This window comes from Clostridium sp. (assembly GCF_029258205.1).
In the GTDB taxonomy this organism is placed as follows: Bacteria; Bacillota; Clostridia; order Clostridiales; family Clostridiaceae; genus Sarcina.
Window position 1 is genome coordinate 15,861 of sequence record NZ_JARHZJ010000041.1, and the last position, 15,395, is coordinate 31,255.

At 25.5% G+C, this 15,395-nt stretch carries 15 protein-coding genes and 1 pseudogene; 1 reads left to right on the forward strand and 15 read right to left on the reverse strand.

Annotated elements, in window-relative coordinates:
* Positions 1-27: 27 nt before the first annotated feature.
* From Q1J60_RS05730 to Q1J60_RS05765, 8 genes are all read right to left on the reverse strand, one after another.
* Entirely contained in the window at positions 28-993 is a 966-nt protein-coding gene (locus Q1J60_RS05730) for a carbohydrate kinase family protein (RefSeq protein ID WP_300259484.1), read from the reverse strand.
* Between the two features lie 39 nt (positions 994-1,032).
* Positions 1,033-1,227, reverse strand: coding sequence for a DUF4250 domain-containing protein (locus Q1J60_RS05735; protein ID WP_300259486.1), 195 nt, complete (start codon positions 1,225-1,227; stop codon positions 1,033-1,035).
* A 253-nt stretch (positions 1,228-1,480) separates the two neighbouring features.
* Positions 1,481-2,809, reverse strand: coding sequence for an MATE family efflux transporter (locus Q1J60_RS05740; RefSeq protein WP_300259487.1), 1,329 nt, complete (start codon positions 2,807-2,809; stop codon positions 1,481-1,483).
* 511 nt (positions 2,810-3,320) lie between these two features.
* Positions 3,321-3,887, reverse strand: coding sequence for an ABC transporter permease (locus tag Q1J60_RS05745; protein WP_300259489.1), 567 nt, complete (start codon positions 3,885-3,887; stop codon positions 3,321-3,323).
* Positions 3,888-3,963: 76 nt separating this feature from the next.
* The gene (locus Q1J60_RS05750) at positions 3,964-4,167 is read right to left on the reverse strand and encodes a hypothetical protein (protein ID WP_300259490.1); all 204 of its coding nucleotides are present in this window, start codon (positions 4,165-4,167) and stop codon (positions 3,964-3,966) included.
* Positions 4,168-4,929: 762 nt separating this feature from the next.
* Entirely contained in the window at positions 4,930-5,115 is a 186-nt protein-coding gene (locus Q1J60_RS05755; RefSeq protein ID WP_300259492.1) for a hypothetical protein, read from the reverse strand.
* Positions 5,116-5,325: 210 nt separating this feature from the next.
* Positions 5,326-6,183 carry a hypothetical protein gene (locus Q1J60_RS05760; protein WP_300259493.1) on the reverse strand — a complete coding sequence of 286 codons (858 nt, stop codon included), beginning with the start codon at positions 6,181-6,183 and terminating at the stop codon, positions 5,326-5,328.
* 103 nt (positions 6,184-6,286) lie between these two features.
* The gene (locus tag Q1J60_RS05765) at positions 6,287-7,063 is read right to left on the reverse strand and encodes a sulfite exporter TauE/SafE family protein (RefSeq protein ID WP_300259495.1); all 777 of its coding nucleotides are present in this window, start codon (positions 7,061-7,063) and stop codon (positions 6,287-6,289) included.
* A 203-nt stretch (positions 7,064-7,266) separates the two neighbouring features.
* Here Q1J60_RS05765 and Q1J60_RS05770 point away from each other — a divergent pair, with 203 nt between their 5' ends.
* Positions 7,267-7,689 carry a hypothetical protein gene (locus Q1J60_RS05770; protein ID WP_300259497.1) on the forward strand — a complete coding sequence of 141 codons (423 nt, stop codon included), beginning with the start codon at positions 7,267-7,269 and terminating at the stop codon, positions 7,687-7,689.
* 181 nt (positions 7,690-7,870) lie between these two features.
* Here Q1J60_RS05770 and Q1J60_RS05775 read toward each other — a convergent pair whose 3' ends face one another.
* From Q1J60_RS05775 to Q1J60_RS05805, 7 genes and pseudogenes are all read right to left on the reverse strand, one after another.
* Complete coding sequence (locus tag Q1J60_RS05775; protein ID WP_300259499.1) at positions 7,871-8,371, reverse strand: DedA family protein; 501 nt, start codon at positions 8,369-8,371, stop codon at positions 7,871-7,873.
* 545 nt (positions 8,372-8,916) lie between these two features.
* Positions 8,917-9,780, reverse strand: a pseudogene (locus Q1J60_RS05780) (tRNA 2-thiocytidine biosynthesis TtcA family protein); the annotation flags it as partial.
* Positions 9,781-10,030: 250 nt separating this feature from the next.
* Positions 10,031-10,534, reverse strand: a complete 504-nt coding sequence (locus Q1J60_RS05785; RefSeq protein ID WP_300259502.1) for a QueT transporter family protein — start codon at positions 10,532-10,534, stop codon at positions 10,031-10,033.
* Positions 10,535-10,851: 317 nt separating this feature from the next.
* Positions 10,852-11,727, reverse strand: a complete 876-nt coding sequence (locus tag Q1J60_RS05790; protein ID WP_300259504.1) for a ComEC/Rec2 family competence protein — start codon at positions 11,725-11,727, stop codon at positions 10,852-10,854.
* 196 nt (positions 11,728-11,923) lie between these two features.
* Entirely contained in the window at positions 11,924-13,243 is a 1,320-nt protein-coding gene (locus Q1J60_RS05795) for a GHKL domain-containing protein (protein ID WP_300375120.1), read from the reverse strand.
* The gene (locus Q1J60_RS05800; protein ID WP_300259508.1) at positions 13,243-13,953 is read right to left on the reverse strand and encodes a LytR/AlgR family response regulator transcription factor; all 711 of its coding nucleotides are present in this window, start codon (positions 13,951-13,953) and stop codon (positions 13,243-13,245) included. Before Q1J60_RS05800 ends, Q1J60_RS05795 begins: the two co-directional genes overlap by 1 nt.
* A gap of 271 nt (positions 13,954-14,224) precedes the next feature.
* The gene (locus Q1J60_RS05805) at positions 14,225-15,241 is read right to left on the reverse strand and encodes an N-acetylmuramoyl-L-alanine amidase (protein WP_300259510.1); all 1,017 of its coding nucleotides are present in this window, start codon (positions 15,239-15,241) and stop codon (positions 14,225-14,227) included.
* Positions 15,242-15,395: the final 154 nt, after the last annotated feature.

Sequence of the window (15,395 nt, forward strand, 5' to 3'; positions counted from 1 at the left end):
CTACAATGAAATTTAAAATATGTTATTCTATCTATTTAAATCGTATTTTTCTTCTTCCCAAGTTGTTTTTTCTAACTTAGCTAAAACGGTATCTAAAGCCATATCTGGATGAATTGTTTCCTCATGTGATATTGTTATATTAGACATTGTTATAGCAAATTTAACAGTATCTTCTATAGGCATTTCATTCATATATCCGTATCCTAATCCAGCTACAAAAGAGTCCCCTGCTCCTGTAACATTTTTAACTTCAACTTCTGTTGCTTTTATTTTACCGCAAGATAAACCGTCACTATAGAATATACCGTCAGCATCTAAACTTATAAATACCTTTTTAATTCCTAAACCTAAAAAATAATTACTTGCCTTTATTAAATCCTCTGTATCTGTTATAGGGAAACCTGCTAATATTTCAGCTTCATGTCTATTAGGTTTTATTGTATGGAAATCCTTTATAAGATGTTTTACCCAGCTTGCTTTTTCAGCTGATACTGGATCTAAGATAAAATTAGTTTTATTCTTAAAGTTTTTTAATAAATACTCCATTATTTCTGGATTATCAGAATCTAAAACTGTATATTCAGCATTCTCAAAGATTTCTCTTTTAGAATCTATAAAATCAGTATTCATAGCTCCTATACTTTTCATATCTGCAATAGCTGAAACCATTTCACCATTTTCATCTAAAATAGCTAAGTAAGTTGGTGTACTTCCACCTTCTATAATCATAGAATCATCCATATGATATCCTATTTTCTTTGAGTGTTCTACTATGCTATTCCCATTCTCATCATTGCCTAATATTGACATAAAATTAGTATTTACGCCTACTCTTGCCATATTTTCAGCAATGTTTCTGCAAACTCCCCCAAAAGATATCTTTACATGACCTGGTGTTGAGTTATATGGTCTATAACTAGCCTTGCTAAATCCAAATACATCCACTACAGAAGCTCCAAACACCAATAAATATGGTTCTTTTCTTAAGTTCATTTAATTAATCCTCCCTATTTAAAAAAACATAAATTATAATTATTCAGCAACAAACTGATTATTTTCACTATTATATATGTATCCACATTCTTTAAGTCTTTGTCCAATAACTTCTTTTTCAATTCCTAAATCATCACACATACTATCTATATTGCTATAATAATCTCTTAATTTTAAATTTATAATACTAAGTAACATATACGGATCCATCTCTCTATAGTTTCCAATGTCCATTATAAAAATCTCTCCTTAAAAAAATTCTTTAATATTATTATATACAACTTATTTAACTTCTACAATTTTTTATTTAATTTATTATCACATTTTAATAAATCTGCATAGTATGTTATTAGGTTACTTATAAGACAATACCTCACTTATAATAAGTTAACCTCCTGTTTAAAAAATCACTATAACTCTTACTATACTATATTTACTTCTTTGCATTTACAATAAAAACCGTTGATAATCAACGGTTTTTATTATTTTATATATTTTTTCTTTTATTTCTTATTTCAAATATTAAAAACAATAAAAGCGTACTCAACTCAGTCATTGGAATTGTTAACCATACTCCATAAACACCTATAATTCTTGGTAATACTATTATAAACATAATAACAAATACGAGTCCTCTAAGTGTTGATAAAAGAGAGGATTCCTTTGATTTTTCAACTGCTTGTAAATAGGCTATATTAAGTATGTTACTTCCATTAAATAAGAATGCTATAAAGTATAAATATATTCCTTGTCTAGTTATACTCAATAATCTTCCTGTATTACTTGTAAATAACCCTATCATTTGATTTGGTAATAATATCCCCATACCAAAGAATCCTGCACCTAAAATCAATACTATTATTCTTGTTAATCTTAAAAATTCTTTAACACGCTCTTCCTTTTTAGCTCCAAAATTTACACTTATTAAAGGTTGAACCCCTTGAGATACTCCATTAAAGACTGCCATGAATATTAAAACTATGTTTGTAATTATTCCATAAGCTGAAACTCCTAAATCCCCTTCAAATTTATATATTACAATATTAAAAATAAATATAACAAAGCCTGCTGATATTTCATTTAAGAAACTAGGCACTCCATTTTTAAGAACCTTTCCTATATTATCTAAATTTATTCCTCCAACCTCTATATGCATACTATTCTTTTTCTTTATAAAATGTATTGATAAAACTCCTAAAGCTACCAATTGTCCTATAGATGTTGCTAAAGCTGCTCCAAACATTCCTAGGTTAAAAACATATATAAATACATAGTCTAATACTATATTAGCTGTATTTGATCCTATTACTGCATACATAGCCAATTTAGGTTCTCTATCATTTCTAACAAAAACAATAAATGCAGATGCAAAAATAAAAGCAGGATTAAAGGCTAAAATAATCTTTAAATATTCCTTAGCTAAGGAAAAGGTCGCTTCTGAAGCTCCAAGCATATAAACTATTTTATCTAAAAAGAAAACTTCTAATAAACTTATTATTATACAAAATATGATAGTTACAAATACTGCTGAAGTAAATATTCTATTTACTCTATGAAATTTTTTTTGACCCATAGCTACTGATAAGGATGTTGCCCCTCCAACGCCAATAGTAAGCCCTATGGCACTATATAAATTATATATTGGCAAAGCTATATTTAGTGATGCTAATCCTAATTCTCCGATTTTATGTCCTATAAACATAGTATCAAATAATATACATACTGATAGTCCTAACATTCCTGCAACTGAAGGTATCATATATTTTCTTAATAATATATTTTCTTTATCCTGTAGTAAATCTAATTTTTCACTCATTGTACACCACCTTTATAACCTTATTCTTTTAAAATAAGTAAAATTTTTTCTTCTATATTATTTTTTCAAAATGATTTCTCTTAAATATATCAACATATTTTTAATTTTTTCTTTCCTTTCATCATTTTTCAAATTTTTAACAATGGTAATTCAATATTAGTATATATACTATTCCATTCAATAAGCCTATCCTCTTGAAATATATAAGCTATTTTTATAAATCCCTATAATTTCACCTGATTTAAACTCTTCAAGTTTAGCTATTATATTTAATAAAGTGCTATTTCAACATCCAGCTCTTCCTAAAATACAGTTTATTTTTCCTTCTTGAAAGGTCAAAGAAAATCTATCATATATTTTTTATTCCAAAATCCTTTTCTATATCTATTAATTTAATGCTCATTTTATTTAATCCACCTAAAAACTATACCATCAATAATTTTTTGTATTAAAGAAAAAATTATTCCTACAATAATCACTAGTATTATCCATGCAAATACCATATTAGTATTTAAATAATTCTTTTCCACAAAATAGCTGTTCCTATATCATGTTTAGGTTGTCCAATAACTTCTCCTCCAACCACCAATTTTATAGTTAAAGAAAATGTTGAAACCATTATTCTACATATTACAAAACTTATGCTTGGCAAATATATATTCTTTATTAAGTTAACTATACTAAAATCATAAATCTTCGTCATCTCTAATATGTTTTTGTCTATATTTAATATAGATCCTATTATAGCATCATAAAATATAGGAAAACTGGTTATAAATCCAACTAATATAGGAGCACTACTTTGACTTAACCAAATTAAAGCCAGTATTATAAATCCTATTGTTGTCAAAGATTTCATTACATTTAATATAGGTATCATAAAGTTATAAACATATTTATTAAAAGCACTAAATACGCCTAAAAATAAACCAATAACTAAGGCTAAGATAAAACTTATGAAAGTTCTTCCTAAAGTACTTATTATTATTTTGAAAAAATCATTTGATTTTATTACTTCAATTAACCCCTTAAACGTTAAATAGGGAGAAGGTAGTACTACCTCACTCCCTATAATCATACTAGCTAATTTCCATAAAATAAAAAGTATAACTGAAGATAAAAATATTAATTTCTTATTTTTGTAAGAAAATTTCTTAATTTATCTTTTTACCTCCTATAGCTTTAGGCTCTAAGCTGTAAATCTTGTCATAAAAATTAATATATTCACTTTCACTATCCATAGCACTTACATAGTTTAAGTTTGCTCTTTTTAGAGATTTATCTATTATTTCTTTTTGGCCTGTTATGCATACCTCTTCTGCAAAGCCACCTGCTTCTTCTTTATTTTCATTTGCCACTTAGTACTATCATCTATTTCCTTTAAGATTTTTTAATAATATCTGAATTGTTTTTCAATAAATCCTCTTTAACTATAACACTAGACTGAAGATATCATATTTTTGAATCACTCATTTTCTTCCACTGTTCATTTAATGATTATACTATTTTTGTTTCTGGTTTTTTTATCATTATTTGAATTAACATAGGTTCTGGAACAACTGCATATTTAGCTTTTCCTTCTATAAATAGAGGAATATATCCCCTTCTCCTCTTAACACCTTAAAAACTAACGCATCTGATCCTTTTACTATCTGATAATTTATATCTAAGCCTTGCTTATTTCTGGTCTTTCTTTTATCATTTTAACTATACTAATAGCTGGAAGTCCATCTGGTACTACTATTTCTATGTGTACTTTTTCTTCAAGTAACTTAGCTTCTTATTTCTTAAAAGTATTTCATCCTATTAATATATAGTTAATGAGAGTAATACCATGAGATCTAATTATAAAAAACTTATTTAAGTTTTTTTACCCATGAACCTAAATATAATAAATTTTCTATATTTTATTTTGCCAATTATTAATTATTTTTTCAATGTATATCTATTTTTCCCCTTGAATTTCTGGCACTGGTTCTTCATTATTCTTTTTAGGTGCTTTAAATCTTTTTGAATTCCAAGAAGATTGTTGATCTTTCTTTGCCATAAATTTCACCTCCTAATCTTAAATCAGTTTTATTTTATGATTAAAGGATTATTTTATTCATGGCAAAATTAATTTACTTATTTTCTCTAATTCTAGTTATTAATTCACTTTCTATAAGTTCTGATTTTGAAAAACCTTTTCTAAAATATCTTATTTGTTTGTACTTTATCCCATTCATTTCAAAATCTAAAACATCTATTCTATCACCACTATAAGTAAAAGGATCTCTTCTTCCTTTAACATAAACTAAAAGTTCCATCTTATTACTACTCTCCTTTAAAAAATCTATAATGATTTTAATTATAGCATATTTTTCATTTTTATGAATATCCTCTTTATGCTCTTCATATTTTCAATATATTATTTAAAGCCATAAAAAGAAATAGACTTTGGAGAAAAATAATTTTAATTATTAAAAACTCTTTTCATCCAAAGCCTTTTTTATTTAAAGCAAATCTTACTATACTTTCTAGCCCTCTGCATTTTGAAGCTCATAAATTTCTTCTATTGTTATACCTAGCTTTTCTGATATTAACTCAGGTGATAATATCCCCGCAAGGCTTTTTGCTATTCTTAATTGCTCTTCTTTTCTTGCGTTTTTAACAGCTAAATCTCTTTCTTCATTGTATAATCTCTCAATCTTAGTCATTTCTAACAACTCCTTAAGTTCTCTTGCTTGCTCTTCACTAATAAACTTATCTGTAGATTCAATTATTCCATTTAATATAATTGCCTCATCTCTTTCAGACTTTATTGATTTTGCTAATTGAACACAATCTCTTAAAATATTGCTGTCATCATGTTCACTCTTCATAAGTGGTAACATAATGAATTTTATCTTATCCGCTTGAGTTAAATTACCTTCTAAAATTTTCTCCCTTAACTCCTTTAAAACTTTCTCAGCAGTTATCTTATTCATAAATATACTTTCTGAACAAATAAGTATATCTCCAAAACTTAATGTATTTCTTGCTTCCTTGACACTTGAGTCATAAATTATAGCCATCCTAACCTTTGGAAAGGCTCCTCTATGCTTATAATATCTCTTTACAACTTTAACAGCCACTTCTAAATATATAAACATATTTTCATCTATATTTTTTTCATCCTCATAGCCAAAAAGTAAAATAGAACCATCTTCTAAAATAAATATTTCGTTAGGCCCTCCCTCAGAAACTTCATTTTCAAAAAAGTTTCTAGGTAGCCTGTCCATTATTTTAGGAATATCGTTAACCCCTAAAGTTTCTAATGGCTTTCCTTTATAAAGTTGTCCCATAAGCTTATATAAAATATCCTTAGCTCCGTAGCTTATATTAGTTCTTCCCATGTTTTTATCACCCTCACTTTGTTGAGAATATATTCTTTTCAATTATTATATCACATTTTATTTGCATATATATTTCATATAGGTGTAAATTAAAAAGTTTTTATTAAATAGCAGTTATGAAATTATATATATTTAGTCCTATAATTAAAATCACTACAGTATTAAAAACTCTTAATATTATTTTATTACTAAACATTCTATTAAATTTAGCACCTATAAACCCACCTAAAACACCTCCAAATATCATATATGGAAGCATAGATAGATCATATCCAGAAAATCCAGTTCCAATAGTAATAGTTAAAAGTTTAGAAGCTTGTGAAAATAATATTATCATAACAGAATCTCTAGCAGCATTCTTAGCATCCATAGAAAAAAATATTGTTAAAAAGGCCACATTGATTGGTCCTCCTCCAATACCTAAAAAGGCTGCTATTAATCCTAAAAACACTCCAATTATAATGCTTAAAATAAAATTATTAATTTTGTAACTCTTAAACTTATCTTTATTATTCATGTATATATAAACAAATAGTAATAGAAATGTTAAAATTCCACTTTGTACTAAAAGTACAATTCTTCCTTCAATAATTTTTAATGTTAAAGTTAATAACTTTTGTCCTATTAACCCTCCAAGTACTGAACCAATACCTAATAATCCAGTATTTTTTATATCAATCTTACTTTTATAAGATAATTGCTTTATTATTGAAACTAATGCCATAGAAAAAATAGTAAAAGATGATAAAACTCCAATAGTTGCTATGCTATAATCTCCCAAGAAATCTAAAACTGGCTTTATTATCACTCCACCACCTAGTCCAGCCATTGAACCAGCAATTGTTGATAATAAAGCTACTAAAAAATATATTAAAAACATATTATTACTCCCTTTAATTAAAGATTTGTATTATTTCAAAATTCTTACTTATATAAATCTAAAAGATTCACTTAAATTCATCTTAAAAAATCTATATTTGTATATTACAATAAATGATTTTCAATATTAAATCATATATTGTTTACATAAGAAATCTTATGTAGTATGTTATAATTATATATTACACTATAAGGAGATATATTATGGAAACATTAAATGACTTATTTAATTTAGATTTAAATAAATCTAATATTTTTGATATAACCGAAGAACACTTAATCTTACTTAAAACAAAGGATTTTCATACTCAAAATAATTTTTATTTTTATCTTTATAACAAACTTACTTCTATAGAAAAAACGAAAAAAAAGGAACTTGCTTATTGCAATTATCTTATATCATACTATTTATTTATAGTAATGACACCCTTATATTATGAAGAATTAGCATTTTATCATGGGAAAAAGGCATTTGAATTAGAAAATTCCACAAAATATATGGAATGGCTTTTATTATTTGGAACATTAGAAAAGCCTCTATTAACTTATGAAATTTGTTCTAACCTTGCAAAACAAATTTTAAAAGAAAATCCTAATTCAACATTAGCTAATTTCTTTCTTATGTAAAATATAATAAAACAGCTTCTACTTTTATCTTTAGCTAAAAATTACTTTTCTTTTAAATTGGCTGTATTAAGATAATTAAAAATTAAACTTAAGTATATTATTAAATTCTCTAAGATTACTTAATAAATTTCAGTTTCAACTTACACTTTTCATACAGCCTTTTTTATTTATATAATAATTTTTATTTTAAAAACAAATCTCCAAAGAAATATCCTATAAATATAAATCCTAAATTCCACAAGAATATTCCTGGAGTAGAATATATTAAAAACTTCAAAAAATTCATTCTTACAGAACCTGCTATAATAGAAACTATAGTTCTTAAGACAGGTAATAGTCTACAAAGAAAAACTCCAAATAATCCTCTTTCTTTTAAAATAGTACTACTTTTTCTTATGGTTGGTTCAATTTTAGGAAACTTCAATCCTAATTTATCTAAAATCATAGCTCCTCCATAATATCCTATTAAATATAATACTATACTTCCTAAAACTCCAGCCACAACTGATACCAAAACTACAAGAATTAGACTTTGATTATTTCTAGAAGCTAATATTCCAGCAGCAGGCATTATTATTCCAGCTGGTAGTCCTGGTAAATTTAAATATTCTAAAAATACTATTACAAATAACAAGGTTAAACCATAGGTTGCAAAATAATTTAGCATAGCATCTATGTCCATAAAACTTTTCCTTCTCCTTTCAAATAATCCCTTTAACTTAATATTTTCTCCTAAAATCTTAATAAAATTCAATACACAAAATTAAAATTACAAACTAAAACTTTATATTTCCTCCAAATAAATGGCATATTACAAATCCTATAAAGCTCTAGCCAAATACATAGTATAAAAAAATAATAAACTAAAAAATAATATTATACTCTCTACTCCACTTATGATTAATTATATAAACATTACATCAATAAACTAATATATAAAACCATTATAACATATAGTCATTTTTGAACCTTATTATTCCTATTAAGTAAGTAGAAAATAAAAAAAGATATATAAAGACCAACTTATATTTTGCCTTTATATATCTCACTTTTTTAATTATCTATTTGCATACTTTTTATTTCTTTTAAAGATAAGCCTGTTTTTTCAGCTATTACTTCATCATCTAATAATCCTATAAGATTTCTAGCTATATTTTGTCTTTCATAGGCAACAGCTTCATTTACTAATCCTTTTTGCTTTAGCTCTGCCGTTGAATTTAATAATGACTCTTCATTATAAAAATCTAAGTAAGAATAATGTTCTCCATCAATATCCCATCCCAAAATAGAATCTACACTTACATTTTGTGCCGCTCTGAATATTGATTTATCTACTCCATCAAACTTTTCTTTGAACTCTTCAATCATATCTTTAATTTCAAAACGCTTATTACCTATTTTTTTTGCTGCTACCATACATGCACAGTTTAATGGCCATATTCCAGCTCTTTGAATCCATCTTTTTATATATTTTTCTTCTATATAATATAGAGGTCTTATAAGCTCTATTCCATCAAAGTTAGCAGCTTTTAATTTTGGTAACATGGTTTTAAAGTTACCTGCATATAAAACATTAAGCATTGTTGTTTCTATAACGTCATTAAAATGATGTCCTAAAGCTAACTTATTACATCCAAGCTCCTTTGCTTTACCATACAATGATCCTCTTCTCATTCTTGCACACATATAACATGGATAATCCTTAGCTATTTTGTCTACAACTTGGAATATTCCAGAATCATAAATATATACTGGTATATCTAAGTATTTACAATTATCCTCAAGTAACTCTCTAATTTGAGGATGATATCCTGGATCCATAGCTAAAAATACAAGTTCAAAATTTATTTGACCATGCTTTTTTAACTCTTGAAAAAGTTTTGCCATTATTAAAGAATCTTTTCCTCCAGAAATAGCAATAGCTATTTTATCTCCTTCTTCTACTAATTTATAATCCTTTATAGCTTTTATAAATTTTGACCAAACTTGTTTTCTATATGTTTTAACTAAACTTCTCTCTATCTCAGCTAAAGGTCTTCTCTCATTAAATGGCACTAAAATCTCGCATCCTTCTCCTGCTACACCACTCATTTTAATCACCTCACAATATAAAACTCTTTTGTTATTATAACAATTTTATCTCTTTTTGTCTTTATAAAATAGCACTTAATTAAATCACTCTACTATTTAACTAAATTTAAATAAACCTTACAAACTTATTCGAATATTACTAGATTTACTAAGAATTTAAATTCTCAAACTTATCTAGTTATTCTTTAAATAGAATTTGTAAGGTTTTTTATTAGTTTTTGTAAAACAAATTATTTATATATAAATAAAATTATTTTGTTAATATATTTAATTTGCTAAAATATTTTTTATTTATAAAATTAAATACAGGTACTCCTATTATTGTTATTACAACAAATTCACCTAATGCAACCTGTCCCATTGATAAAACTAAAGGAAATCCATAAACATAATTAAGCATCCAACCTATTATAATGCCGTTAAATATTGTTGGCCAAATTGAAGCAATCCATATAGATTTCTTTCCTTTTATATATTTACCAGTTAAATATATTCCCCAAACACTTAGAAAAGTTGCAAAAGTTCCTAAAACAACATCAACGGTACCGTTTGGCCCTAATATATTTGCTATGAAACATCCTAAGGTTAATCCTACTATATAATCTTTTTTATAAAAGGCTAAAAGGACCATAATTTCTGATATTCTAAATTGTACCCCTAAATAACTTATAGGAGCTAAAGCTATTGTTAAAGTTGCGTATAAAGCCGCAATAAATGCTGATATAACTATTCTTTTTACATTTTTATCTGTCATACTTCCTCCTTAAAACATATATTCTGAAAAACTCCTAACTAAGATGTTTTAAGAAAGATAAATAACACCTTAAATATATTAAATTTAAAAACAATATATTTAAAGCTAAAAATAGTTGCAAATAAAAAAACCGTAGAAAATTCTACGGTTAAAAGCAAACAAAATAAATCTTATATAAAAACTATATAATTATGCTTAAAACACCGTAGTTTTATTTAAAGACAGGAGGCTTTCGAACTGTCTATATATTATTTTTCTTAGTCATTATATAATATATATTCTTAAAAATCAATTAAGCTTTAATAATTTAACTTTTATTATTTATTTTCACTATGTAATTTTACATCTAAATTTTTACCATCTGAACTTATTGTTATGTCACCATCTCTGAAAGTTTCATAAACTGTTACACCAGCTTTTTTGAGATTACTCATAGTTTCTTTATGAGGATGGCCATATTTATTATCTTTAGCACAAGAAACTATTGCAATACTTGGATCAACAGCTTTTAAAAAGTCTTCACTAGTTGATGAGTGCGATCCATGATGTCCTAACTTAAGTACATCAGATTTTAAGTTCTTATTTTCACTTAAAATTTCTTTTTCTACCAAACTTTCTGCATCTCCAGTAAACATAAAGGAATTTTGTCCATAAGATATTTTCATTACTGGTGAATAGTTATTTAGTTCTTCATACTCAGATTTAACTGGTGAATAAACCTCAACCTTTGTATCCTTCCCTAAATCAATCTTTGTTCCTTCTTTTATCTGTTTTATTTTTAAGCCCTCATTTTTTACTGCCTTTAACATATTTTCATAAGTTTTTGTTGTATGCGCTACTTTAGGAGCATAAAAAGATTTAACATCGAAGTTTTCTAAAACTTCATCCATTCCCCCTATATGATCTTCATGAGGATGAGTTGCTATAGCTATATCTATAGTTTTTATTCCTCTATTTTTTAAATCTTTAACTAATTCATTTGCTCCTGCATTAGTTCCCGCATCAATTAACATATTAATTCCATTTACCTGAATTAACTCACTATCACCTTGACCAACATTTAGATATGTGACACTCATTCCACTATATTTATTATTGTCAGCCCCTTTACTAATATTATTTTTTTGAGCTCCACATCCTACAAAGCTTAAAACTGTAACTGTACTTATTATTGCTAATATTTTTTTAAACATTTCCCCTCCAAAAATACTTTTTTTTATAATATTAACACATTTTAAACTTTTTTTGTAATTTAAAATATTTTTATTTGTAATTTAAAATATTTTTAATAGAAAATATACCCCTTCTAAATTTAACATAAATATAATATAATTATAGACATAGTCAGCAAATATATAAATAATAAAAAAGAGGCATAGATTTTTTTATCTAGGCTTCTTTTTCTTGATTTATAGGAATAAGCATTTTTAATATGAATTTGTCATCTAAATGTTCTATAATTATTTCTCCATTATATTTTTCTACAGACAATTTTATATTTTTAATGCCAATACCATGTAAAAACTTATCTTTTTTATCAGTTAAAAAATCTCCATTTAGCTTTTTTATTTTATTTGTTTTAGAATTTTCAATTTTAATAACATAAAAATTATTTACACAAACTCCTTTTATACTTATATATCTATTATGATTATTCTTAACTTTTTTACAAGCTTCAATAGCATTATCAATGCAATTAGCAAAAATCGTACATATATCAAAGTACTCAATAAAATTAACCTTTGAAAAATCTATAAAAACCTTTAAAGAAATGTTATTATGAACACATTTTTCTCTCTTATTATTTAATATTACATCTAACACTTCATTTCCTGTATTAAACCCTAAATTTAACCTGTCTATTTCTAAATTAAGACTATCTATATATTTTTTTCTTATACCCGCTTCTTTATTATTTCCTTCAATACAGGATATGTGATTTTTAATATCATGATAAAGCCTCTTTACTTTCTCTTGATTATCTTTTAAATTAGAATAATACTTATATTCTATTTCTAATTTATCCTTTATAAATTCATTTTCTAATTTTAATTTGTTATTTTTTATTATTTTACTAACAATAAACATTAATGACATATTAGATAATAACAATAATATTGAAACGAAGAATATGGATACATTTTCTCCAATTCCCTCACTTCCCTCTTTAAAAGCAAATCTAAATATAACCAAAATAATAATTATATTAGTAACTATAGGAGTAATAACATATATAAAATCTCCTTTTCCAATATCTATACGAAACTTTAAACATCTAACAACTATTATTAAAGATATTAAAATAACCTTTGATAGTATCATAGTTTCTACTCTATATATATTTTCACCTAAAAGTTCTGATATACTAACTAAATTATTTGTTTTTACTATAAAAGAAATCGATAGAGCTTCTACTGTTAGCATAAATAACCAAAATATTGAAGAAATCATAATGCATTTTATATTATTCACTTTAAAATTAAATTTATAATATATCAAACCTATAAAAAAGCATATTATTATTCTTTCGTTTGGATGTACATTTAAGACTTTTAATAATATAGAAAAGATTATTACTAAGACAAAAGAATAAATCTCTTGTTTATTTTTTCTTTTTTTTGTGCTAAATTGACTTATAATTAAATAAAAACTTATCCATTCTATAACAAGAGAAGCACTTTCCATAAAATCCCAAAAAATTTTATTCATTAACATATTAGATCCCCTAAAATACTAGTTAATCTTAATTTTAAATTTTTCATTCTATGCTTACTTACAGGTAAAGTAAACTTATTTATTAAAAGATAATCCTTTTTAAGCTCTTCTATCTTTATTAAATTTACAATGTAACTAGTATGACATCTAAAAAAACCTTTATTAGTAAGTTCCTTTTCTAGTTTATTCATACCCATCTTTACTGTATAATCCTGAGAATTAGTATGTATTATTACCTTTCTCTCAAAAGTCTCAAGAAAAAGTATATCGTCTGTTCTAATTTTTAAAACATTACTTTTATCTTTTATTGTTATATATGTATCTCTTTTATGTAAAATATTTTCTACACAAGCTGTAACTTGTTCTTGTAGTTCCCTAAATTTAACTGGTTTTATTAAATATCTAAAAGCACGAACTTCATAACCTTTTTGAACATAATCCCATAGGGCAGTTATAAATATAATTTCAACTTTATCATCATATTCTCTAACCTTTTTAGCAGTCTCCATTCCTGTTAACTCTCCCATTTGAATATCTAAAAAAAGTATGTCCAATTTTTCTGGATACTCTTTTAATAAATCCTCTCCTGTCTGAAAGATTAAAATTTTATACACTACTCCTATTTCATCCAAAACTTTACTTAAATTATTTTTTAATTCTTCTCTTTGCAAGGAATTATCTTCACATAAGGCAATACTAAACATGTCTAATAATCTCCTTTTCAACTTATATTTCTTATGTAATTTTATCATATTTTAGTTTATATTGCTTAAATAAAAAAAACAAATTTGAAATCTTAAAAATTAATAATATTTTTTAAATTTAAATTTATCTAAAAAGCATCTATAAAATACTGCTTATAAAAAACTAATTTAAATAATCTTAAAATATAGCAACTAATAAAATACAAGTTTTTCTTTTTATATAAAACTTAATCAAATTAAATAAGACCTAGAAAACTAGGTCTTATAAAAATCAATCTAAACTTATATATTTTGCTGTAAACCAAGCAGTCTTGTAGCCATCACCTGCAAAATAAGTTGCTAGAACATATCCACTTTCTATTTTATGAACATAAAGTCTTTCAGCATTTTTTACATATCCCATCTTACTGGATGTTTCAGATTTTGTATATCTAGCATCTAGTTCTGTAACTACATTTATAACAGTAGCATTGGTATCTAATTTTAAATAATTCTGATTTGAACTAACCCATACCTTTTGAGATTCTATATTAGGTGAATCTTTCCAATAAGTTATTGGCAAGTAATTCTTTTTATCACAAATTTCTGGCAAAATCCTTATCCTTTCACATTTATATATCTCTCCTAAATCTCTATAGATACTACTTGGATTATCTCTAGAATCTAAATCAACTAAAGCCTTTGCATTAGTTGATTTTAAAAATTTTTCCTTAAAAGAATTCTCTGTTTTTTCAAGTTTCACCTCTTCTTTTACTATTTTCTTTCCACTTATAGATTCAGCAATTAGCTTTCCTATAAAGTCTGCACCTTTTTCTTTATATATTCTAACATCCTCAGTTGCTTCACAAAAACAAACTTCTACAATAATAGCTGGCATTGATGTTTTTCTTAACTCATATAATTTAGAATTCACCTTAACACCTCTATTTTTAAGTCCCGTTCCCTTTGAAACATTATCTACTATTCTCTTAGCATATACCTCTGCTTTTCCACCTTCACCATAAATCCACGTTCCAGTTCCTAAAGCCCCTTCATATCTATCATAAGCCTTATCAAAGTGTACTGATATAAATAACTCAACATTATTATCTTCAGCTTTTTGAACTCCTAAATATAAATCAGTATTAACATCACAGTCTCCAGGAGTCACATCTACAACATTATGACCAGCTATACTTAAATATTTTATTAAAGCTTTATAAACCTTTCTATTTTCAATAGTTTCATCTATTATACCACTAGCTCCTTTTGCCTGAAAATTATGGCCACCTCTTACTGCTATTTTCATACAAAATACCTCCTAAAAATATTTTTCTTCACTATATAAATATTTTAAAGAGATAAATTAAGTTACATTATATAAAATTTATTTTGAAAAGTTTCCATAGGACCTACTTCAAACTTTACTCCTGTTTATTCTATATATTCAATTTGATATTTTA

What these genes read in the sequence shown, in the direction of transcription:
- Q1J60_RS05730 (WP_300259484.1), bottom strand. Translation starts at nt 993, where the DNA reads ATGAACTTAAGAAAAGAACCATATTTATTGGTGTTTGGAGCTTCTGTA.
- Q1J60_RS05735 (WP_300259486.1), bottom strand. Translation starts at nt 1,227, where the DNA reads ATGGACATTGGAAACTATAGAGAGATGGATCCGTATATGTTACTTAGT.
- Q1J60_RS05740 (WP_300259487.1), bottom strand. Translation starts at nt 2,809, where the DNA reads ATGAGTGAAAAATTAGATTTACTACAGGATAAAGAAAATATATTATTA.
- Q1J60_RS05745 (WP_300259489.1), bottom strand. Translation starts at nt 3,887, where the DNA reads ATGATTATAGGGAGTGAGGTAGTACTACCTTCTCCCTATTTAACGTTT.
- Q1J60_RS05755 (WP_300259492.1), bottom strand. Translation starts at nt 5,115, where the DNA reads ATGGAACTTTTAGTTTATGTTAAAGGAAGAAGAGATCCTTTTACTTAT.
- Q1J60_RS05760 (WP_300259493.1), bottom strand. Translation starts at nt 6,183, where the DNA reads ATGGGAAGAACTAATATAAGCTACGGAGCTAAGGATATTTTATATAAG.
- Q1J60_RS05765 (WP_300259495.1), bottom strand. Translation starts at nt 7,063, where the DNA reads ATGTTTTTAATATATTTTTTAGTAGCTTTATTATCAACAATTGCTGGT.
- Q1J60_RS05770 (WP_300259497.1), top strand. Translation starts at nt 7,267, where the DNA reads ATGGAAACATTAAATGACTTATTTAATTTAGATTTAAATAAATCTAAT.
- Q1J60_RS05775 (WP_300259499.1), bottom strand. Translation starts at nt 8,371, where the DNA reads ATGGACATAGATGCTATGCTAAATTATTTTGCAACCTATGGTTTAACC.
- Q1J60_RS05785 (WP_300259502.1), bottom strand. Translation starts at nt 10,534, where the DNA reads ATGACAGATAAAAATGTAAAAAGAATAGTTATATCAGCATTTATTGCG.
- Q1J60_RS05790 (WP_300259504.1), bottom strand. Translation starts at nt 11,727, where the DNA reads ATGTTTAAAAAAATATTAGCAATAATAAGTACAGTTACAGTTTTAAGC.
- Q1J60_RS05795 (WP_300375120.1), bottom strand. Translation starts at nt 13,243, where the DNA reads ATGAATAAAATTTTTTGGGATTTTATGGAAAGTGCTTCTCTTGTTATA.
- Q1J60_RS05800 (WP_300259508.1), bottom strand. Translation starts at nt 13,953, where the DNA reads ATGTTTAGTATTGCCTTATGTGAAGATAATTCCTTGCAAAGAGAAGAA.
- Q1J60_RS05805 (WP_300259510.1), bottom strand. Translation starts at nt 15,241, where the DNA reads ATGAAAATAGCAGTAAGAGGTGGCCATAATTTTCAGGCAAAAGGAGCT.